General features: G+C 58.4%; 18 protein-coding genes. 3 read left to right on the top strand and 15 right to left on the bottom strand.

The features are described 5' to 3' along the window. Positions 1 to 16 precede the first annotated feature (16 nt). The 4 genes from glmM to rlmE form a co-directional block, all read right to left on the bottom strand. Positions 17 to 1,354: a phosphoglucosamine mutase gene (gene glmM, locus M2400_RS14930; protein WP_177042209.1), complete on the bottom strand. Its 1,338-nt coding sequence runs from the start codon at positions 1,352 to 1,354 to the stop codon at positions 17 to 19. A gap of 16 nt (positions 1,355 to 1,370) precedes the next feature. Then, entirely contained in the window at positions 1,371 to 2,222 is an 852-nt protein-coding gene (gene folP, locus M2400_RS14925; protein WP_177078868.1) for a dihydropteroate synthase, read from the bottom strand. Between the two features lie 8 nt (positions 2,223 to 2,230). Then, the gene (ftsH, locus tag M2400_RS14920; RefSeq protein ID WP_008436840.1) at positions 2,231 to 4,141 is read right to left on the bottom strand and encodes an ATP-dependent zinc metalloprotease FtsH; all 1,911 of its coding nucleotides are present in this window, start codon (positions 4,139 to 4,141) and stop codon (positions 2,231 to 2,233) included. 200 nt (positions 4,142 to 4,341) lie between these two features. Then, entirely contained in the window at positions 4,342 to 4,992 is a 651-nt protein-coding gene (rlmE, locus tag M2400_RS14915) for a 23S rRNA (uridine(2552)-2'-O)-methyltransferase RlmE (protein WP_003212203.1), read from the bottom strand. A gap of 105 nt (positions 4,993 to 5,097) precedes the next feature. Here rlmE and M2400_RS14910 point away from each other — a divergent pair, with 105 nt between their 5' ends. Continuing rightward, positions 5,098 to 5,406, top strand: coding sequence for a YhbY family RNA-binding protein (locus M2400_RS14910; protein WP_177042205.1), 309 nt, complete (start codon positions 5,098 to 5,100; stop codon positions 5,404 to 5,406). Positions 5,407 to 5,414: 8 nt separating this feature from the next. Here the strand turns inward: M2400_RS14910 and M2400_RS14905 are convergent, their stop codons facing one another. The 8 genes from M2400_RS14905 to grpE form a co-directional block, all read right to left on the bottom strand. After that, positions 5,415 to 5,819, bottom strand: coding sequence for an MFS transporter (locus M2400_RS14905; RefSeq protein WP_177078869.1), 405 nt, complete (start codon positions 5,817 to 5,819; stop codon positions 5,415 to 5,417). 28 nt (positions 5,820 to 5,847) lie between these two features. Continuing rightward, the gene (gene greA / locus M2400_RS14900) at positions 5,848 to 6,324 is read right to left on the bottom strand and encodes a transcription elongation factor GreA (protein WP_010174313.1); all 477 of its coding nucleotides are present in this window, start codon (positions 6,322 to 6,324) and stop codon (positions 5,848 to 5,850) included. After that, the gene (gene carB / locus M2400_RS14895; RefSeq protein WP_259196523.1) at positions 6,321 to 9,542 is read right to left on the bottom strand and encodes a carbamoyl-phosphate synthase large subunit; all 3,222 of its coding nucleotides are present in this window, start codon (positions 9,540 to 9,542) and stop codon (positions 6,321 to 6,323) included. Before carB ends, greA begins: the two co-directional genes overlap by 4 nt. A gap of 105 nt (positions 9,543 to 9,647) precedes the next feature. Beyond that, positions 9,648 to 10,784 carry a glutamine-hydrolyzing carbamoyl-phosphate synthase small subunit gene (gene carA, locus M2400_RS14890; protein ID WP_177042202.1) on the bottom strand — a complete coding sequence of 379 codons (1,137 nt, stop codon included), beginning with the start codon at positions 10,782 to 10,784 and terminating at the stop codon, positions 9,648 to 9,650. Positions 10,785 to 11,043: 259 nt separating this feature from the next. Beyond that, positions 11,044 to 11,850 (bottom strand): 4-hydroxy-tetrahydrodipicolinate reductase, encoded by an 807-nt coding sequence (gene dapB, locus M2400_RS14885; RefSeq protein WP_259196522.1) that lies wholly within the window; start codon positions 11,848 to 11,850, stop codon positions 11,044 to 11,046. A 10-nt stretch (positions 11,851 to 11,860) separates the two neighbouring features. Then, positions 11,861 to 12,985, bottom strand: coding sequence for a molecular chaperone DnaJ (gene dnaJ / locus M2400_RS14880; protein ID WP_010174305.1), 1,125 nt, complete (start codon positions 12,983 to 12,985; stop codon positions 11,861 to 11,863). 316 nt (positions 12,986 to 13,301) lie between these two features. Beyond that, positions 13,302 to 15,218 carry a molecular chaperone DnaK gene (gene dnaK / locus M2400_RS14875; RefSeq protein WP_003212222.1) on the bottom strand — a complete coding sequence of 639 codons (1,917 nt, stop codon included), beginning with the start codon at positions 15,216 to 15,218 and terminating at the stop codon, positions 13,302 to 13,304. A 102-nt stretch (positions 15,219 to 15,320) separates the two neighbouring features. Next, on the bottom strand, positions 15,321 to 15,881 hold the full coding sequence (gene grpE, locus M2400_RS14870) for a nucleotide exchange factor GrpE (protein WP_003212224.1): 561 nt from the start codon (positions 15,879 to 15,881) through the stop codon (positions 15,321 to 15,323). Positions 15,882 to 16,134: 253 nt separating this feature from the next. Here grpE and recN point away from each other — a divergent pair, with 253 nt between their 5' ends. Further along, positions 16,135 to 17,808: a DNA repair protein RecN gene (gene recN, locus M2400_RS14865; RefSeq protein WP_177078870.1), complete on the top strand. Its 1,674-nt coding sequence runs from the start codon at positions 16,135 to 16,137 to the stop codon at positions 17,806 to 17,808. A gap of 95 nt (positions 17,809 to 17,903) precedes the next feature. Here recN and fur read toward each other — a convergent pair whose 3' ends face one another. Then, positions 17,904 to 18,308, bottom strand: a complete 405-nt coding sequence (fur, locus tag M2400_RS14860; protein ID WP_003212228.1) for a ferric iron uptake transcriptional regulator — start codon at positions 18,306 to 18,308, stop codon at positions 17,904 to 17,906. A 98-nt stretch (positions 18,309 to 18,406) separates the two neighbouring features. On the opposite strand from fur, the gene M2400_RS14855 reads away from it, so the two are divergent. Further along, positions 18,407 to 18,934, top strand: coding sequence for an outer membrane protein assembly factor BamE (locus M2400_RS14855; RefSeq protein WP_003212232.1), 528 nt, complete (start codon positions 18,407 to 18,409; stop codon positions 18,932 to 18,934). A gap of 62 nt (positions 18,935 to 18,996) precedes the next feature. Here the strand turns inward: M2400_RS14855 and M2400_RS14850 are convergent, their stop codons facing one another. Both M2400_RS14850 and M2400_RS14845 read right to left on the bottom strand, forming a co-directional pair. Next, positions 18,997 to 19,311, bottom strand: coding sequence for an RnfH family protein (locus tag M2400_RS14850; RefSeq protein WP_259196519.1), 315 nt, complete (start codon positions 19,309 to 19,311; stop codon positions 18,997 to 18,999). Then, on the bottom strand, positions 19,304 to 19,738 hold the full coding sequence (locus tag M2400_RS14845; protein ID WP_003212236.1) for a type II toxin-antitoxin system RatA family toxin: 435 nt from the start codon (positions 19,736 to 19,738) through the stop codon (positions 19,304 to 19,306). The genes M2400_RS14850 and M2400_RS14845 overlap by 8 nt, the downstream gene beginning before the upstream one ends. Positions 19,739 to 19,847 lie beyond the last annotated feature (109 nt).

The raw sequence follows: 19,847 nt of genomic DNA, 5'->3' as shown, positions 1-19,847 counted from the left end.
CACTGGCAAGCCGAATTCAGGCGCAAACTTCAGTTACCAGTTTTGCCAGCTCTTCGGCATAGCCGCGAACCTGTGTTTCGTCCTCGCCTTCGACCATCACGCGCACCAAAGGCTCGGTGCCCGACTTGCGCAGCAACACCCGACCACGGCCCGCCATCGCCGCAGTGACGCGCTCGCTGGCCTCCTTGACGGCCGGATGTTCGATAGGGTTGTCACCGCCCGCGAAGCGCACATTCAGCAACACCTGGGGGCACTTGCGCAACGCCTGACGCGCCTGGGCCAGGCTTTCTTCGCGACGACGCAGTGCCAGCAGCACCTGCAGCGCCGCAATGATCGCATCGCCGGTAGTCGTGTGCTGGAAGCAGACGACATGCCCGGAATTTTCGCCACCCACCTGCCAATTGCGTTCCAGCAGCTCAGCGATCACGTAGCGGTCACCGACATTGGCACGCACAAACGGAATACCCAGATCTGCCAGGGCCAACTCCAGGCCGAGATTGCTCATCAACGTGCCAACGACACCGCCTTGCAGCTTGTTACGCTCGTGCAAGTCGCGGGCAATGATGAACAACAGGTCATCGCCATCAACAATCGCGCCGGTGTGGTCGACCATCAATACCCGGTCACCATCACCATCGAAAGCGATGCCCAGGTCAGCATGCTCGGCAAGGACCGCCGCCTGCAACTGCCCCATATGGGTCGAGCCGCAATTGTCATTGATGTTCAAGCCATTAGGCTGGGCCGACAGCACAGTAACGTCTGCGCCAAGCTCCTTGAACACACTCGGCGCTACCTTGTAGGTCGCACCGTGGGCGCAGTCGATGACAACTTTCAGCCCCGCAAAATTGGTGCTGCTTGGCACGCTGCTTTTGCAGAACTCGATGTAACGGCCAGAAGCATCGTTGATCCGCGACACCTTGCCCAGCTTGCTCGACTCGACGACGGTCATCGGCGCATCCAGCAGCTCTTCGATCATGTGCTCGATCTCGTCCGGCAGCTTGGTGCCCTGGCCCGAGAAGAACTTGATGCCGTTGTCATCGTGAGGATTGTGCGAAGCGCTGATCACGATACCGGCCTCAGCGTGAAAGGTACGCGTCAGGTAAGCGATCGCCGGCGTAGGCATCGGCCCCAGCAGCATCACGTCAGCACCGGCAGCGGAAAGACCTGCCTCCAGCGCAGACTCAAACATATAACCCGAGATACGGGTGTCTTTCCCCACCAGAATGCGGCAAGCGCCCATGCTGCGGAACGCCATGCCGGCGGCCCAGCCCAGCTTGAGCATGAAATCTGGGGTAATCGGGAATTCGCCGACCCGACCGCGGATGCCATCGGTGCCAAAATATTTTTTAGTCATAAGTGCTCCATCATTCTTATTCGGCTGATTCAACCGCTGCGATCATTCGCACGACATCGACCGTCTCGGCCACGTCATGCACGCGCAAGATACGCGCGCCTTTGACCACGGCAAGTGCCGCGAGTGCCAGGCCGCCATACAGCCGCTCACCCACGGGACGATTCAACGCCAGACCTATCATGCTCTTGCGCGAAACCCCGACCAACAGGGGGCGACCAAGGGCATGCAGGGATTCCATATGCTTGAACAGGCTTAAATTGTGCTGCAGGGTCTTGGCAAAGCCAAACCCCGGATCAAGGATGATCCGCTCGGGAGCTATCCCCACTGCAGCGCACTGAGCCATGCGCTCGGCCAGAAAGCCTTTCACTTCACCGACCAGATTGTCGTAATGCGGATCGTCCTGCATCGTGCCCGGCTCACCGAGCATATGCATCAGGCAAACCGGCAGCCCCGTGGCAGCCGCCGCGTCAAGCGCGCCGTCCCGCTGCAGGGAACGCACATCGTTGATCAACCCAGCCCCCAGCCGCGCGGTTTCGCGCATGACGGCAGGAGTCGAGGTGTCGACAGAGATAATCACGTCCAGCTCTTGGTGGATGCGCTCGACAATCGGCGCAACCCGCTCCAGCTCCTCCAGGGGAGACACTGCGCGTGCGCCGGGCCGGGTTGATTCGCCACCGACATCAATCAGGGTCGCACCGGCAGCCACCATCGCTTCCGCATGGCGCAACGCAGCATCAAGCTGGCTGAAGCGGCCGCCATCGGAAAAGGAATCAGGGGTTACGTTAAGAATGCCCATAACGTGTGTACGGGCCAAATCAAGAACCCGGCTGCCGCAAGGCAACCGGGTCGAGGACAACGCAGAAGTCATTTCAAACCTTAATGGTCAGCAGCAGGGCCGCCGATCGGGGCTTCAGGGCGCTCGTTCTGCACCACAGGCGGCGTGCCTGAAGTACCCGAACCACCTTCCCAATCGCGAGGCTCGCGAGGCGTACGGCCGGCCATGATGTCGTCGATCTGCTCGGCATCAATGGTCTCGTACTTCATCAGGGCATCAGCCATGGCGTCGAGCTTGTCACGGTTATCGGTGAGGATCTGCTTGGCCGTGCCGTAGCACTGGTCAATGATGCTGCGCACTTCGGAGTCGATCAGCTTGGCTGTCTCACCGGAGAAGCTGGCAGCTTGACCGCCACCGCCACGCCCCAGGAACACCTCGCCTTCTTCCTCGGCATACATCAAAGGGCCGAGTTTTTCCGACAGACCCCACTTGGTCACCATGTTCCGTGCAATCTGGCTCGCACGCATGATGTCGTTGGAGGCGCCGGTAGTCACACCGTCGAAGCCCAGGGTCATCTCTTCAGCAATCCGGCCGCCATACAGCGAGCAGATCTGGCTGATCAGCGCACGCTTGGAGAGGCTGTAGCGATCCTCTTCCGGCAGAAACATCGTAACGCCCAGCGCCCGACCACGAGGAATGATCGATACCTTGTAGACCGGGTCATGCTCAGGCACAACACGACCGACAATGGCGTGACCGGCTTCGTGATAAGCGGTGTTCTGCTTCTCTTTCTCGGACATGACCATCGATTTGCGCTCGGCGCCCATCATGATCTTGTCTTTCGCCAGTTCGAACTCTTTCATTTCGACGATGCGTTTGCCGGTACGGGCAGCGAACAGCGAAGCTTCGTTCACCAGGTTGGCAAGGTCGGCACCGGAGAAGCCTGGAGTACCACGGGCAATCACGGCCGGAGCCACGTCGTCGCCCATCGGCACTTTGCGCATGTGCACTTTCAGAATCTGTTCACGGCCGCGGATATCCGGCAGACCCACCACAACCTGACGGTCGAAACGGCCCGGACGCAGCAGCGCAGGGTCGAGTACGTCAGGACGGTTGGTTGCGGCGATCACGATGATGCCGTCGTTCATTTCAAAGCCGTCCATCTCAACCAGCAACTGGTTAAGGGTCTGCTCACGCTCATCATGACCGCCGCCCATGCCGGCGCCACGATGGCGACCAACGGCGTCGATTTCATCGATGAAGATGATGCAAGGCGCGTGCTTCTTGGCCTGTTCGAACATATCGCGAACACGGCTGGCACCCACACCGACGAACATTTCGACGAAGTCGGAACCGGAAATGGTGAAGAAAGGCACTTTGGCTTCGCCCGCAATGGCCTTGGCCAACAGGGTTTTACCGGTACCTGGCGGGCCAACCATCAGCACACCGCGAGGAATACGCCCGCCCAAACGCTGGAACTTGCCTGGATCGCGCAGGAATTCAACCAGTTCGCCCACTTCTTCCTTGGCTTCGTCGCAACCGGCAACGTCAGCCAGGGTGGTTTTCACCTGATCTTCGGAGAGCAGGCGTGCCTTGCTCTTGCCGAAGCTCATCGGCCCGCCCTTGCCACCCGCACCACCTTGCATCTGGCGCATGAAGAACATGAACACGGCGATAATCACCAGTATCGGGAAGCTGGCTACCAGCAGTTGGGTCCAGATGCTCTGCTGCTCAGGCTGCTTGCCTTCAACGACCACGTGGTTATCCACAAGGTCGCCGATCAGGCCATTGTCCTGGATTGCCGGACGGATGGTCTTGAAGCTGTCGCCATCGTTGCGCTTGCCGGTAATCACGTAGCCATCAACCGCTACGCGCTCGACCTTGCCATCCTTAACTTGCTGGATGAAGTCGGAATAGTTGAGGGTCTGCGGCTCGTTAGGGCTGGAGAAGTTGTTCATCACCGTCACGAGGACAGCCGCGATGATCAACCACAGGATCAGATTCTTTGCCATATCGTTCAATTAACTACCCTCTGAAGCAAGCTCCGCTACTGGCGCGCGCTTCGCATGATATTCACCGGCCTAACTTACTACATTACCTACAACTCTGGCAGGCGCCGTCTGTAACCCTTTGTGAAACTTTGACTACACAATATTCGTAAAGCTTCGTGACGAAAGCGATATAAAAAAACCTATCGCCTCCGTCAAATTCCTCAAAAACGCTCTTCACTGGCAGCGCCTTCAATGCCACGGAAACCACGACCCAGCAAATACTGCTCGCGAGACCTGTCTCGGGAAGAGTCAGGCTTGCGTGTCTGTACCTTGTCGAACAGCTTGCGGATGTTCTTGTGATACTCGTCGAAGCCTTCACCCTGGAAGACCTTGACCAGAAAGTCACCACCCGGACGTAGTACCCGTCCCGCCAGATCCAGTGCCAATTCGCAGAGGAACATGGCTCGCGGCATATCAACAGCTGGTAATCCACTCATATTGGGGGCCATATCGGAAATCACAAGGTCTACCTGCGAATTTCCGACCGCCTCGAGGATCTGTGCCAGCACTTCATCCTGGGTAAAGTCACCATGAACAAAGGTCACATCCGGGATGCTGTCCATTTCCAGGATATCGGAAGCGATCAAACGACCTTGCCCACCAATCAGACGACTGGTCACCTGGGACCAGCCACCCGGGGCGGCACCAAGGTCGATAACGCTCATGCCAGGACGGATCAACTTGTCCTTTTCCTGGATCTCCAGCAGCTTGTAGCTGGCCCGGGAACGGTAGCCATCCTTTTGCGCCATTTTGACGTAAGGATCGTTGAAATGCTCTTGCAGCCACTTAAGGCTAGTTTTGGAACGGGCCACGGGCCACCTCGAAAATAAAACGGGTCGTGATTAACTGGGCGGTCCCGGACTCGCTCGGGTAAACTGGCCGCCGCTTTTTACAAGATCAGACGCAGGGGTCAGATTATGCCGCTCACTCAAGAGCAGAAGAAACAGTACAAATCCATTGGCCACCATCTGAAACCAGTTTTGATTGTGGCTGACAACGGTTTGACTGAAGGTGTGTTAGCCGAACTTGAACGCGCATTGGGCGATCACGAGCTGATCAAGATCAAGGTCAGCATCCTTGATCGCGAGGCGCGCCTGGCAGCCATTGCAGAACTGTGCAAGGTTGGCAAGGCGGACCTGGTTCAGGTCATCGGCAAGATGGCACTGCTGTATCGCAAGAACTTCAGCGCCAACAAGCAACTGTCGAACGTACACCGCTTCAAGTGAAACAAGGGTCACGGGCGTGCTTCGCACGCCCTGCCACTCCATCCCGGCACCGGCTGAACAACCAGCACCAACCCGGAAAACCCTAGCACAAGATAGCTGAACAGCTGCCAGCGCAACGCTTCCGGCAGAAAGATGCGTACCACGCAAAACATTGCGCACGCATACAGCGCCATCAACAGCAGTTGCCCGCGAATATCCCGCCACAAACTCCCCAAGCCTTCGGCCTTGATCAGCACCAGCGCCTGAAGCGTTACGCACGCCGCCGCAAAACCCACCAGCAACGCGCTTAATAATCCGCTGAACTCATCGATCAGCAACGGTGCCAGACCAATCAGGCCCAGCGCCGGCAGTACACCAATATGCAACAGCCATAGGCCGCCAACCCAAAGCATCTGGGCAAACTGCCAAAGCATGGCGCCCGCACGAAGCGGGCGCCGTCTTTCAGATGTGACGAACTTCGACAATCTCGTACTCGATCACGCCACCAGGCGTCTTGACGGCCACCACGTCACCCTCTTCCTTGGCAATCAAGGCGCGGGCCAGCGGCGAACCGACGGAGATCTTGCCGAGTTTGAAGTCGGCCTCGTCTTCACCCACGATGTGGTAAACCACGCTTTCGTCAGTCTCGACGTTGGCGATTTCCACGGTGGTGCCGAAAATCACCTTGCCGGTCTTCGGAATGGTCGTGACGTCGATAACCACCGAGTTCTGCAGGCGGCCTTCGATATCACGGATCCGCGCCTCGACCATACCTTGCTGCTCGCGGGCAGCATGGTATTCAGCGTTTTCCTTCAGGTCACCCAATTCCCGGGCCGTACCGATGTCCTGGCTCAGCTTCGGACGGACGACCTTGGTCAGGTGGGCGTGCTCTTCTTCCAGGGCTTTTGCGCCCTGGACGGTCATTGGGTATTTGATCATGCCTTCAATCCTGCATGTAGATCCTGCAAGCGACGCACGGTTTTTTCAGGACCGAACTTGAGCGCTTCGCAGATAGCTTCGCCAGCAGCAATGGTGGTGGTGCAGTAGATCTTGTGCTGCAAGGCGTTACGACGAATGGAGTAGGAGTCCGCGATCGACTGGCGACCTTCGGTGGTGTTGATGATCAGAGTGACTTCGTCATTCTTGATCATGTCGACCACGTGTGGACGGCCTTCCGTCACCTTGTTCACGCGACGCACTTTCAGGCCGGCAGCCTCGATCAGCTTGGCGGTCCCGGCAGTGGCCACGACTTCGAAACCCAAGTTGATCAGATCACGGGCCACGCCTGCAACCAGTGGCTTGTCATCATCACGCACGCTGATGAAGGCAGTACCACCGGTCGGCAGCACTTCGCTGGCGCCCATCTGGGCCTTGGCGAACGCCTCACCGAAGGTATCGCCCACGCCCATCACTTCACCGGTGGACTTCATCTCTGGGCCCAGGATCGGGTCCACACCAGGGAATTTGGCGAATGGGAACACCGCCTCTTTCACGCTGTAGAAGTTCGGAATGATTTCCTTGGTGAAGCCGATTTCCTTCAAGGTCTTACCGGCCATCACACGGGCGGCAATCATCGCCAGGGAAACACCGATGCACTTGGAAACAAATGGCACGGTACGCGAGGCGCGCGGGTTGACTTCGATGACGTAGATGTCTTCGCCTTGCAGCGCCAACTGTACGTTCATCAGGCCAATCACACCCAGCTCCAGGGCCATTTTCTTGACCTGTTCGCGCATCTCGTCCTGGATGTGCGCCGGCAGCGAGTACGGCGGCAGCGAGCAAGCGGAGTCACCGGAGTGAACACCAGCCTGTTCGATGTGCTGCATGATCGCGCCGATCACCACGTCGGTGCCGTCACAGACCGCATCCACGTCCATCTCGATGGCGCAGTTGAGGAAGTGGTCCAGCAGCACCGGGCTGTCGTTGGACACTTTCACCGCATCACGCAGGTAACGCTTGAGTTCGTCTTCTTCGTAGACGATTTCCATCGCCCGACCGCCCAGTACGTAGGACGGACGCACCACCAGCGGGTAACCAATCTTGCTGGCTGCGCGGATCGCTTCGTCTTCACTGCGCACGGTGGCGTTTGGCGGCTGACGCAGGTTCAGACGCTCAACCATCTGCTGGAAGCGCTCACGGTCTTCAGCACGGTCGATAGCGTCAGGGCTGGTACCGATGATCGGCACGCCAGCGGCTTCGAGTGCGCGAGCCAGTTTCAACGGGGTTTGGCCGCCGTACTGGACGATCACGCCTTTTGGCTTCTCGACGCGGCAGATTTCCAGCACGTCTTCCAGCGTTACCGGCTCGAAGTACAGACGGTCGGAAGTGTCGTAGTCAGTGGAAACAGTTTCCGGGTTGCAGTTGACCATAATGGTCTCGTACCCGTCTTCGCGCAGGGCGAGAGCGGCGTGTACGCAGCAATAATCGAACTCGATGCCTTGGCCGATACGGTTTGGACCGCCACCCAGGATCATGATCTTGTCGCGGCCCGACGGCGCGGCTTCGCACTCTTCCTCGTAGGTGGAGTACATGTACGCGGTGTCGGTGGCGAACTCGGCCGCACAGGTATCGACGCGCTTGTAGACCGGGAAGATATCCAGCTTGTGACGATGCGTGCGCAGGTTCTTCTCGGTCACACCCAGCAGCTTGGCCAGGCGCATGTCGGAGAAGCCTTTGCGCTTGAGGCGGAACATCAGGTCGCGGTCGATAGAGGACAGACCGAGGGTCTTGACCTTCTCTTCTTCCTTGATCAGATCTTCGATCTGCACCAGGAACCACGGGTCGATCATGTTCATGCAGAAAATATCTTCGACGGTCATGCCGGCGCGGAAGGCGTCAGCCACGTACCAGATACGCTCGGCGCCCGGCACGGTCAGCTCGCGCTTGAGCACGCTCATGCTTTCCGGGTTGCTCAGGTCGAGTTTCTCGTCCAGACCGCAAACGCCCACTTCCAGGCCACGCAGGGCTTTCTGCAGGGATTCCTGGAAGGTCCGGCCGATGGCCATGACTTCACCAACCGACTTCATCTGAGTGGTCAGGCGGGCGTCGGCTTTCGGGAATTTCTCGAAAGCGAAGCGTGGCAGCTTGGTGACGACGTAGTCGATCGACGGCTCGAAGGATGCCGGCGTCGCGCCGCCAGTGATTTCGTTCTGCAGCTCGTCCAATGTGTAGCCGATCGCCAGCTTGGCGGCGATACGCGCAATCGGGAAGCCGGTAGCTTTCGATGCCAGCGCCGAAGAACGCGATACACGCGGGTTCATCTCGATCACAACCATGCGGCCGGTGTCCGGGCAGATGCCGAACTGGACGTTGGAGCCACCGGTTTCCACGCCAATCTCACGCAGCACCGCCAAAGAGGCGTTACGCATGATCTGGTATTCCTTGTCCGTCAGGGTCTGTGCTGGCGCAACAGTGATCGAGTCACCGGTGTGCACGCCCATTGGGTCAAAGTTTTCGATGGAGCAGACGATGATGCAGTTGTCCTTCTTATCGCGGACAACCTCCATCTCATATTCTTTCCAGCCGATCAGGGATTCGTCGATCAGCAGCTCTTTGGTCGGAGACAAGTCCAGGCCGCGGGCGCAGATTTCTTCGAACTCTTCACGGTTGTAAGCGATACCGCCACCGGTGCCGCCCATGGTGAAGGACGGACGGATAATGCACGGGAAGCCCAGGCGTTCCAGAACCGCGTTGGCCTCTTCCATGCTGTGGGCGATACCGGAACGCGGGCAGTCAAGGCCGATGGACTTCATGGCCTTGTCGAAACGCGAACGGTCTTCAGCCTTGTCGATGGTGTCGGCATTGGCGCCGATCATCTCTACGCCGAACTTCTCCAGAACGCCTTCGCGCTCCAGGTCCAGTGCGCAGTTCAGGGCGGTCTGGCCACCCATGGTTGGCAGCAGCGCGTCCGGACGCTCTTTCTCGATGATCTTGGCAACGGTCTGCCACTTGATCGGCTCGATGTAGGTGGCGTCGGCCATGTCCGGGTCGGTCATGATGGTGGCCGGGTTGGAGTTCACCAGGATGACGCGGTAACCCTCTTCGCGCAGGGCTTTACAGGCCTGGGCGCCGGAGTAGTCGAATTCGCAGGCCTGGCCGATCACGATCGGGCCAGCGCCGAGAATCAGGATGCTTTTTATGTCTGTACGTTTTGGCATGGGTTTGTCACTCAAATCCGCAGGTCAGTCGGCAAGCCGTCTTGAACAATCTTTGAAGAGCCTGAGGGGGCCGCCGGTTTCCCGGGCCACCCTCAGGCCGCTCACTTAGCGTCGCTTGGCCATCTCATTGATGAAACGGTCGAACAGCGGCGCTACGTCGTTCGGGCCCGGGCTTGCTTCAGGGTGGCCCTGGAAGCTGAACGCGCTCTTGTCGGTGCGCTCGATGCCTTGCAGGGAGCCGTCGAACAGCGACTTGTGAATCGCCCGGACGTTGCCCGGCAGAGTCGCTTCATCTACCGCAAAACCGTGGTTCTGGCTGGTGATCATCACGACGCCCGTGTCCAGATCCTGTACCGGGTGGTTGGCACCGTGGTGGCCGTGGCCCATTTTCAGGGTCTTGGCGCCGGAGGCCAGGGCGAGCAACTGGTGGCCGAGGCAGATACCGAATACCGGGATCTCGGTTTCCAGTACTTCCTTGATGGCCTTGATGGCGTAGTCGCAAGGCTCGGGGTCACCCGGGCCGTTGGACAGGAATACGCCGTCCGGCTGCAAGGCCAGCACGTCACTGGCCGGGGTTTGCGCCGGCACCACGGTCACGCGGCAACCGCGCTCGACCAGCATGCGCAGGATGTTGTGCTTGATACCGTAGTCGTAGGCCACGACGTGGTAAGGCAGTTCGCAAGCGTCGATGGTCGCGTGGCTGTCGGTCTTTAAGTCCCAGACAGTGGAGCGCCACTCGTACGTGTCCTTGGTGCTGACGACTTTCGCCAGGTCCATGCCTTTCAGGCCAGGGAAACCTTGGGCTGCCGCAATCGCCGCTTCTTCGGAGATGTTGTCACCGGCCATGATGCAGCCGTTCTGCGAGCCTTTTTCACGCAGGATGCGGGTCAGGCGACGCGTATCGATACCGGCGATCGCCACAACGTTGTTGGCTTTCAGGTAATCGGACAGGGACATCGTGTTACGCCAGTTGCTCGCAACCAGTGGCAGGTCACGAATTACCAGACCCGCCGACCAGACACGATCAGACTCGGCGTCTTCCGGTGTAGTACCGGTGTTACCGATGTGCGGATAGGTCAGGGTAACGATCTGTTGGGCGTAGGAAGGATCGGTAAGGATTTCCTGATAGCCGGTCATGGCGGTGTTGAACACCACCTCTCCAACGGTCTGACCGTCGGCTCCAATGGCTTCGCCGCGAAAAATGCTGCCATCAGCAAGGGCGAGTATGGCTGGCTTAGTCAAGAAGACCTCCCGTAAATAAAGCCTGAAAGGGCGATCGCAGGTTGTAAAAAAGCGGAGTGACGTATGGACACGTCACCCCGCTTCTTCACCGAATTATTCTGCGCGCTTTTAGTGGACACACTAAAGCTGTAGCTTACAGAAAAAGGCTTTTTTGGTCCACCGCTAATGAGCCTTAAAGGCAGGGGAATGCGACAGGACGTCGCCTAGCGGGTAAAAACGGGGCCTTAGAATAATCCTGAGGCCCCGTTTTAGCTACTTCTTAATGCAGATCCAGCACGTCGCGCATGTCATACAGGGCCGGCGCACGCCCATCCAGCCAAAGCGCCGCACGTACGGCACCCTTGGCGAACGTCATGCGGCTCGACGCCTTGTGGGTGATCTCAAGACGCTCACCCTCGGTTGCGAACAGCACCGTGTGATCACCCACTACATCACCGCCGCGAACGGTGGCAAAACCGATGGTGTCGTGAGCACGGGCACCGGTGTGGCCTTCGCGACCGTACACGGCCACCTTCGACAGATCCCGTCCAAGGGCATCGGCAATCGCCTCGCCCATGCGCAACGCCGTACCCGACGGCGCATCGATCTTGTGCCGGTGATGGGTCTCGATGATCTCGATGTCAGCCTCATCCCCCATCACCCGCGCCGCCATGTCGAGCAGCTTCAGCGACAGGTTGACGCCGACGCTGAAGTTGGCGGCGAACACGATAGGAATGTCCTTGCCCGCCTCCATCAGCAGTTGCTTCTGCTCGGCACTCAAACCGGTGGTACCGATCACCATGGCCTTGCCCGCCTTACGGCAGAACGCCAGGTTTTTCAGCATCACCTCCGGCAGGGTGAAGTCGATCAGCACGTCGAACTCGTCGGCGACCTGCTCGAGGTTGCCGGACAACGAAACGCCAATCCGCCCCAGGGACGCCAACTCACCCGCATCCGCACCAATCAAGGTGCTGCCGGGGCGCACAATCGCCGCCGTAAGCCCGGACGCCGGCGAGCGTGCCTGTACGGCTTCAACCAAAGTCTTGCCCATGCGCCCGGCAGCGCCCATCACCGCGATACGTCGCATACTCACTTCCTTACAGGTCGCCGAAGAAGCGCTTCACGCCTTCGAACCAACCAGTGGTTTTTGGCGAATGGGTGTCATCGCCAGCCAGGGAACTGCGGAACTCTTCCAGCAATTCACGCTGACGACGGCCCAGGTTCACCGGCGTCTCTACCGCCACACGGCACATCAAGTCACCAGCACCGCCACCGCGCACCGGCGCAACGCCTTTGCCACGAATACGGAACTGCTTGCCGGTTTGCGTACCCTCAGGGATCTTGAGCTTGACCCGACCATCCAGCGTCGGAATTTCAAGCTCGCCACCCAAGGCCGCATCCACAAAGCTGATCGGCACTTCACAGAACAGATGCTTGCCGTCGCGCTGGAAGATCGAGTGCTCGCGCACATTGATCACCACGTACAGGTCGCCCGTAGGGCCGCCCTGAGTACCCGCCTCGCCTTCGCCCGACAGACGAATGCGGTCGCCGGTATCAACACCCGCCGGCACTTTCACCGAGAGGGTCTTGTACTCTTCGACACGCCCTTCGCCGTGGCACGAATCGCACGGGTCGGAAATGATCTTGCCCTGGCCATGGCAACGCGGGCAGGTTTGCTGCACCGAGAAGAAACCTTGCTGCATCCGCACCTGGCCGATACCGCCGCAAGTCGGGCAAGTGATCGGCGAGGAGCCTTTCTTGGCACCCGAGCCGTCGCACGGCTTGCAGTTGACCAGCGTCGGAACGCGGATATTGACGCTGGTGCCGCGCACCGCTTCTTCCAGGTTCAGCTCCAGGGTGTAGCGCAGGTCGCTGCCACGCTGGGCGCCGCCACGCTGGCCACCACGGCCGCCACCAAAGAAGTCGCTGAACACGTCGCCGAAAATATCGGAGAAGTTCTGACCGCCAAAACCGGCACCGCCGCCACCCATGCTCGGGTCGACGCCGGCATGGCCATACTGATCGTAAGCGGCACGCTTGTTTGGATCACACAGACATTCGTAGGCCTCGTTGGCCTCTTTGAACAGGTCTTCGGATTCTTTGTTATCCGGATTACGGTCCGGGTGGTGCTTCATCGCCAGGCGACGGTAAGCCTTTTTCAGGTCCGCCTCGCTGGAGCCGCGCTCCACACCCAACACTTCGTAATAGTCACGCTTTGCCATAAGTCTTTGCACTCTTAAGGACGTCCGGCAAAACCCTCCTGAGCCTTGCCAAACTCGTTGAGCCCCAATACAGGCCCGGACCCAACTCACGTCAATTCAACGATCCTGGTCGTTACTGCTTTCAGCCGGCAACCGGCCAAAAACGCGGTGACTGTCGCCCGGAAAGCAGGAGCATTCCCGATCACACCGCCAGCATCCGAGCGTTGTCGCATGCTGTAAAAATTCGCGTACCCCAGACACGCCAACGCGGGAGCAAGCTCCCGCGCGGCGACATCCTACCAGTCACCGCTTGTGAGCGGTCAACCGGGCGACCAAGTTACTTCTGGTCTTTTACTTCTTCGAACTCGGCATCGACAACGTCGTCGTGCTTGGCTTCAGGTTCTGCCTGGTGTGCAGCACCGTCAGCCGGCTGGCCTTGTTCGGCGTACATTTTCTGAGCCACTGGCGCAGAGACTTTCGACAGTTCTTCAACCTTGGCTTCGATAGCGGCCTTGTCGTCGCCTTTAACAGCGGCTTCCAGGGCAACTACTGCGGCTTCGATTGCAGTTTTCTCTTCGGCAGTCACTTTGTCGCCAGCGTCAGCGATCATTTTGCGAGTCGAGTGAACCAGTGCATCACCCTGGTTGCGGGCGGCGGCCAGCTCTTCGAACTTGCGGTCTTCGTCGGCGTTGGCTTCAGCATCACGGATCATCTGCTGGATTTCTTCCTCGGACAGACCCGAGTTAGCCTTGATCACGATCGACTGAGTCTTGCCGGTGGCCTTGTCCTTGGCGCCTACGTGCAGGATGCCGTTGGCGTCGATGTCGAAGGTCACTTCAATTTGTGGCACGCCACGTGGTGCTGGTGGAATCTCGGCCAGGTCGAACTTGCCCAGGGACTTGTTCTGACCCGCTTGCTTACGCTCACCTTGCAGCACGTGAATGGTCACTGCGCCCTGGTTGTCGTCGGCAGTCGAGAACACCTGCGATTTCTTGGTAGGAATCGTGGTGTTTTTCTCGATCAGCGCAGTCATCACGCCACCCATGGTTTCGATACCCAGGGTCAGCGGGCTTACGTCCAGCAGCAGAACGTCTTTCACGTCGCCGGCCAATACCGCGCCCTGGATGGCAGCACCCATGGCAACGGCTTCGTCCGGGTTCACGTCTTTACGCGCTTCTTTACCGAAGAACTCGGTAACCAGCTTCTGAACCAGTGGCATACGGGTCTGACCGCCTACCAGGATCACGTCGTTGATCGCGCCAACGTCGATACCCGAGTCTTTCAGCGCAATGCGGCAAGGCTCGATGGTGCGTTGAACCAGGTCTTCTACCAGCGCTTCCAGCTTGGCGCGGGAGATTTTCACGTTCAAGTGCTTCGGACCGGTAGCGTCTGCAGTGATGTACGGCAGGTTCACGTCGGTCGAATTGCTCGAAGACAGTTCGATCTTGGCTTTCTCAGCGGCTTCTTTCAGGCGCTGCATGGCCAGCGGGTCACCTTTGAGGTTCATGCCGCTTTCTTTCTTGAATTCGTCAACGAGGTAGTCGATCAGACGAATGTCAAAGTCTTCACCGCCCAGGAACGTGTCACCGTTGGTGGCCAACACTTCGAACTGGTGCTCGCCATCGACTTCAGCGATTTCGATCACGGAAACGTCGAAGGTACCGCCACCCAGGTCGTAAACGATCACGGTGTGGTCGCCCTTGGCCTTGTCCATACCGTAGGCCAGAGCGGCTGCGGTGGGTTCGTTGATGATACGTTTTACGTCCAGGCCAGCAATACGGCCGGCGTCTTTGGTCGCCTGGCGCTGGCTGTCGTTGAAGTAGGCCGGAACGGTGATCACCGCTTCAGTCACTGCTTCACCGAGGTAGTCTTCGGCGGTTTTCTTCATCTTTTTCAAGATTTCAGCCGAGATTTGTGGCGGCGACATTTTCTGGCCGTTCACTTCAACCCAGGCGTCACCGTTGTCAGCCTTGGCGATTTTGTACGGGACCATCTTGATGTCTTTCTGTACGACTTCTTCGTCGAACTTACGACCGATCAGACGCTTCACCGCGTACAGGGTGTTATGCGGATTGGTCACAGCCTGACGCTTGGCGGACTGGCCCACCAGGATTTCGCCGTCGTTGGCATAAGCCACGATGGAAGGGGTGGTACGTGCGCCTTCCGCGTTTTCAATAACTTTGGATACGCCGTTTTCCAGCACGGAGACGCAGGAGTTGGTAGTCCCCAGGTCGATACCGATAATTTTGCCCATGATTTACTCTCCCGAAACTTAGATTTTGTTGCCGCAGCAGTGGTGGCTAACTGCGGCAGTACTTAAACGCTTGACTTATAGATGGGGCCGTTACGACTTATTTCAAGCCTGCTCATCAATCGAAGGTGCAACAGGTGCAGGAGCCTTGCTCACCACAACCATTGCCGGGCGCAGCAAGCGACCGTTGAGCTGGTAACCCTTCTGGAACACCTTCAATACGCTGTTCGGCTCAAGATCAGCGTTTTCCTGCATCGCCATCGCTTGATGATGCTCGGCATTGAACGGCTCGCCGCCTTGCGGATCGATGGCTTCCAGCTGATAACGCTTCAGGGTGTCCTGGAACATTTTCAGGGTCAGTTCGATCCCTTCGCGCATTGGACGGATGTTTTCGTCGTCCGGGTTGGACAGCTCAAGGCCACGCTCCAGGCTGTCGATGATCGGCAACAGATCACCGGCAAATTTTTCCAGGGCGAATTTGTGAGCTTTTTCTACATCCTGCTCGGCGCGGCGGCGGACGTTCTGCAGATCGGCGGCAACACGCAACGATTGATCCTGTGCGCCTGCCAATTGCTCTTCGAGCACTTGTACACGAGCGGCCAGGTCTTCACCTGCTGCCTGGTTGGCGTCTGGATTTTGCGTATCCTGCGTCTGTTCGTCAGCCATAGATTTCTCCTTTCAAAATCATGCGCGAACTCGACTCGCGCTTCTGTTCCGGTATATGGGGCCACAATTTTCAGGTTCAAGGGTTGAGGCGTTACCAAAAGTCTTTCACTTGTCCTGGATCAATTCCTGCCGATCATTCCCTGTCGCACTTAAAAAGACGTCTATTCAAGCAAATCGGACTAAGCATCAGGATTGTCACCCCAGAACAAAACACTGTATAAATAACCAGACCTAAAGCCTGGGAGCGGCCGTCATGCTGGTGCACCTGTCCGTACATAACTACGCCATCGTTGAACATCTGGATCTTGAACTGGATCGCGGGATGAGCGTAATCACAGGCGAAACCGGCGCCGGCAAGTCGATAATGCTCGACGCCCTGGGTCTGACCCTCGGCGACCGCGCCGACAGCGGCGTGGTACGCCCGGGCGCCGACAAGGCGGATATCCTCGCCACCTTTGACCTGGCGGACATCCCGGAAGCCGAAGCCTGGCTTGCCGAGCGCGACCTCAATAATGAAGGCCCCTGCATCCTGCGCCGGGTGATCACTGCCGAAGGGCGCTCCCGTGGCTATATAAATGGCACGCCCTGCCCCCTCGGCGACTTGAAAGCCCTGGGCGAACTGCTGATCGACATCCACAGCCAGCATGAACACCAATCCCTGCTGAAAACCGACACCCATCGCCGGCTCCTCGACGAATACGCCGGCGCCACCGATCTGGCGCGCCAGGTGCAATTGGCCGCCCAGCGCTGGCGGCAAACCCGCCAGGAGCTGGAGCGCCTCTCCAACTCCGGCGACGAGCAACGTGCCCGCCACCAACTGCTCAGCTATCAACTGGAAGAACTGGAAAGCCTGGGGCTCGGCGAGACCGAACTGGAGCAACTGGAACAGGAACACAAGAACCTGACCAACGCAGAAACCCTGCTGGGCATCTGCCGGCAAGTGGTGGAACAGTGCAGTGAAAGTGATTCCGGGAATGTGCTCAATGCCCTGACGGCGAGCCTCAACCGGCTTTCCAGCGTGAATAACGCCTCCGGGTCGCTGAATGAAGCCACCACGCTGCTGACCAGCGCGCAAATCCAGGTAGAGGAAGCCGTGGGCGAGCTGAATCGCTTCCTCGACCACTTCGATGCCGACCCGGCACGCCTGCAGGATATAGAAGAGCGCCTGGACACCATCTACACCCTGGCACGCAAACACCGAATCCAGCCGACCGAAGTCGCAACCATGCAGCAAAAACTGCTGGATGAAATCGAAACCCTGAATGCCAATGATGAGTCCATCGAGCGTTTGAGCGAAGAACTGGCGTCCTTTGCTCGCCATTATCAAGAGAAAGCCCGAGAGCTGAGCGATCTGCGCCATCAGGCTGCGACCGGCCTGGCCAGCGCGGTGGAGCAGGAAATCCAGCGCCTGGGCATGCCCGGCGGGCGCTTCACCATCGAACTGCACACCAACACCAGCAACGAGCTGCTGCCCAACGGCCTTGAGCAGGTAGAACTGCTGGTCAGCGCAAACCCGGGCCAACCCCTCAAGGCACTGGCTAAAGTGGCGTCCGGCGGCGAGCTGTCACGGATCAGCCTGGCGATCCAGGTGATTACCGCCCAGACCTCACGCGTGCCGACACTGGTATTCGATGAAGTGGACGTGGGGATCGGCGGCCCGACGGCCGAGATTGTTGGCCAGCTTTTGCGCCGGCTGGGCGATCGCGGCCAGGTGCTGACCGTAACCCACTTGCCACAAGTGGCCGCCCAAGGGCATCAACACCTGTTCGTGCACAAGGTAAGGGGCAGCGATGCCACCCATACCGCCGTGTCCAAGCTGAACAAGACCGAACGGGTAGAAGAAGTGGCGCGGATGCTCGGCGGCATCGACCTGACCAAGGAGTCCTTGGCTCACGCGAAGAAAATGGTGGTCACCGCAAAGGTCTGAGGCCTGCTTGCTGGTCATTTTCTTTCTATAGAAAGCACGAAGGCGACCCTAGGGTCGCCTTCGATCGTTTCGCAGAGCGGATCTGCGTAGCTTTCTTACTTTTTCTTACGTATGTAGAGAACCAAGTTGTGATCCACCAAATCGAATCCATGCTGCTCAGCGATCATGTGCTGGAGCTTCTCGATTTCCGGACTGGTGAACTCGATAACCTCATTGGTATCCAGGTCAACCATGTGGTCGTGATGACCGCCGTCAGCCAATTCGAACACTGCATGACCGCCGTCGAAATTATGACGAACCACCAGTCCTGCTGCTTCAAACTGGGTCAGTACACGGTAAACCGTGGCCAGGCCGACGTCCTCGTTAGACTCCATCAGTGCCTTGTATACATCCTCGGCACTCATGTGGCGCTGCTCAGCAGAATCGAGCATTTGTAGAATCTTGACTCGTGGCAGAGTCACTTTAAGACCGGCTTTGCGTAGTTCGCTATTTTCAACCATGGTTAGCTTTCTCGCGGATGCTGCTTCGCAGCTTCTCTTAATACGGGTATGATCGGCGTTTACGTTGTCCCAGCCAAGATAGTGGAAGTCGCCCACCGATGCAAAACACCAAGCTCTTGCTAACCAGTTTCACCTTTGTGGGACTGCTCGCACTCGCCGGTTGTTCATTCCCCGGGGTTTACAAAATCGACATCCAGCAGGGCAATGTCGTCACGCAGGACATGATAGACCAGTTACGCCCGGGAATGACCCGACGGCAAGTACGGTTTATCATGGGCAATCCCCTGCTGACCGACACATTCCATGCCGATCGCTGGGATTATCTCTATAGCATCCAACCTGGTGGCGGTGAACGCCAGCAGGAGCGGGTCAGTGTCATCTTCAATGGCAATGACCAGCTCGTCAGCCTGTCGGGGGACTTCAAACCGGGCGTAAGCCGCGATGAAGCCTTGCTGGGCAAGGACAACGGCACCACCGCCCCTGCGCCCGCGCAGAACGAGGAGAAGCCCAAGTCCGAAGTACCGGCCAAGCCTGGCTCCTTGCTGGACGAGATCCAGAAAGGCGTCGACGGCGTACAAACCGTTCCGGTGCCGACTCCAGAACCTCTGGACGCCAGCCCGCAATAAGTTTGCAACGCTCGATAAAAAGCCCGGCATGCCGGGCTTTTTGTTGCCTGCCGTTTCGCAAGCTAAGAATTCTGTTGTTTTGCCTTGGCCGCCTTGGCCGCACGCAAGCGGCGTATCTCCATCGGGTCGGCCAGCAATGGGCGATAGATCTCGATTCGATCTCCGGCCTGCACACGACGAACATCCGCGTCCGCCACCACCTTACCGAAGATCCCCAAAGGGCAACCCTGCAGATCCAGTTCCGGAAATTGCGCATCTATTCCCGAACCCAGCACAGCAGCCCTGAGGCTTGTGCCCGCCGCTACTGCCAGGCTCATCAACACCTGGCGATCCACCGCGGCGTACACCACCTCGACCTCAACCAATGGCTCAGCCATGCATTTGCTTGGCGCGTTGGCAGAACGCGTCCACCAGGGTATTGGCCGCTTGATTGAACAGCGGCCCCAGGGTGGCACGCACGATAGGGCCGGCATAATCGAACGACAAATCCAGGCTGATCTTGCACGCCTTCTCGTTCAGCGCCTTGAACACCCACACCCCATGCAACTGAGTGAACGGGCCTTCTTCGAGATTCATCTCGATGGACTGCCCGGGCACCAGCGTGTTGCGCGTGACAAAGTGCTGGCTCAAGCCGCCCTTCGCCACCCCCACGCTGGCAACCATGTGCTCATCACTGCTCTCCAACACCTCGGCAGTCGAACACCAAGGCAGGAACTCCGGGTAACGCGCCACGTCGTTGACCAGGTCATAGAGCGCCTGCGCCGGGTAAGGCAGCAGGGCCGAACGTTGAATATGCGTCGTCATGTGAGCGTTATTTCCACAGCTGAGCGGCAAACATCGCGAAAGGACAACAGGATTCGCGAAAGAAAAAAATCTAAAACCAGCCTGCATTGTCCGGGATTCATTCAACACG

Origin of the sequence: Pseudomonas sp. BIGb0558 (genome assembly GCF_024807515.1) — a bacterium.
Taxonomy (GTDB): domain Bacteria; phylum Pseudomonadota; class Gammaproteobacteria; order Pseudomonadales; family Pseudomonadaceae; genus Aquipseudomonas; species Aquipseudomonas yamanorum_A.
Note: the sequence above shows the minus strand (reverse complement) of the source record. Positions and strands in the feature narration are given on the sequence as shown.

What these genes read in the sequence shown, in the direction of transcription:
- glmM (WP_177042209.1), bottom strand. Translation starts at nt 1,354, where the DNA reads ATGACTAAAAAATATTTTGGCACCGATGGCATCCGCGGTCGGGTCGGC.
- folP (WP_177078868.1), bottom strand. Translation starts at nt 2,222, where the DNA reads ATGACTTCTGCGTTGTCCTCGACCCGGTTGCCTTGCGGCAGCCGGGTT.
- ftsH (WP_008436840.1), bottom strand. Translation starts at nt 4,141, where the DNA reads ATGGCAAAGAATCTGATCCTGTGGTTGATCATCGCGGCTGTCCTCGTG.
- M2400_RS14910 (WP_177042205.1), top strand. Translation starts at nt 5,098, where the DNA reads ATGCCGCTCACTCAAGAGCAGAAGAAACAGTACAAATCCATTGGCCAC.
- M2400_RS14905 (WP_177078869.1), bottom strand. Translation starts at nt 5,819, where the DNA reads ATGCTTTGGCAGTTTGCCCAGATGCTTTGGGTTGGCGGCCTATGGCTG.
- greA (WP_010174313.1), bottom strand. Translation starts at nt 6,324, where the DNA reads ATGATCAAATACCCAATGACCGTCCAGGGCGCAAAAGCCCTGGAAGAA.
- carB (WP_259196523.1), bottom strand. Translation starts at nt 9,542, where the DNA reads ATGCCAAAACGTACAGACATAAAAAGCATCCTGATTCTCGGCGCTGGC.
- dapB (WP_259196522.1), bottom strand. Translation starts at nt 11,850, where the DNA reads ATGCGACGTATCGCGGTGATGGGCGCTGCCGGGCGCATGGGCAAGACT.
- dnaJ (WP_010174305.1), bottom strand. Translation starts at nt 12,985, where the DNA reads ATGGCAAAGCGTGACTATTACGAAGTGTTGGGTGTGGAGCGCGGCTCC.
- dnaK (WP_003212222.1), bottom strand. Translation starts at nt 15,218, where the DNA reads ATGGGCAAAATTATCGGTATCGACCTGGGGACTACCAACTCCTGCGTC.
- grpE (WP_003212224.1), bottom strand. Translation starts at nt 15,881, where the DNA reads ATGGCTGACGAACAGACGCAGGATACGCAAAATCCAGACGCCAACCAG.
- recN (WP_177078870.1), top strand. Translation starts at nt 16,135, where the DNA reads ATGCTGGTGCACCTGTCCGTACATAACTACGCCATCGTTGAACATCTG.
- fur (WP_003212228.1), bottom strand. Translation starts at nt 18,308, where the DNA reads ATGGTTGAAAATAGCGAACTACGCAAAGCCGGTCTTAAAGTGACTCTG.
- M2400_RS14855 (WP_003212232.1), top strand. Translation starts at nt 18,407, where the DNA reads ATGCAAAACACCAAGCTCTTGCTAACCAGTTTCACCTTTGTGGGACTG.
- M2400_RS14850 (WP_259196519.1), bottom strand. Translation starts at nt 19,311, where the DNA reads ATGGCTGAGCCATTGGTTGAGGTCGAGGTGGTGTACGCCGCGGTGGAT.
- M2400_RS14845 (WP_003212236.1), bottom strand. Translation starts at nt 19,738, where the DNA reads ATGACGACGCATATTCAACGTTCGGCCCTGCTGCCTTACCCGGCGCAG.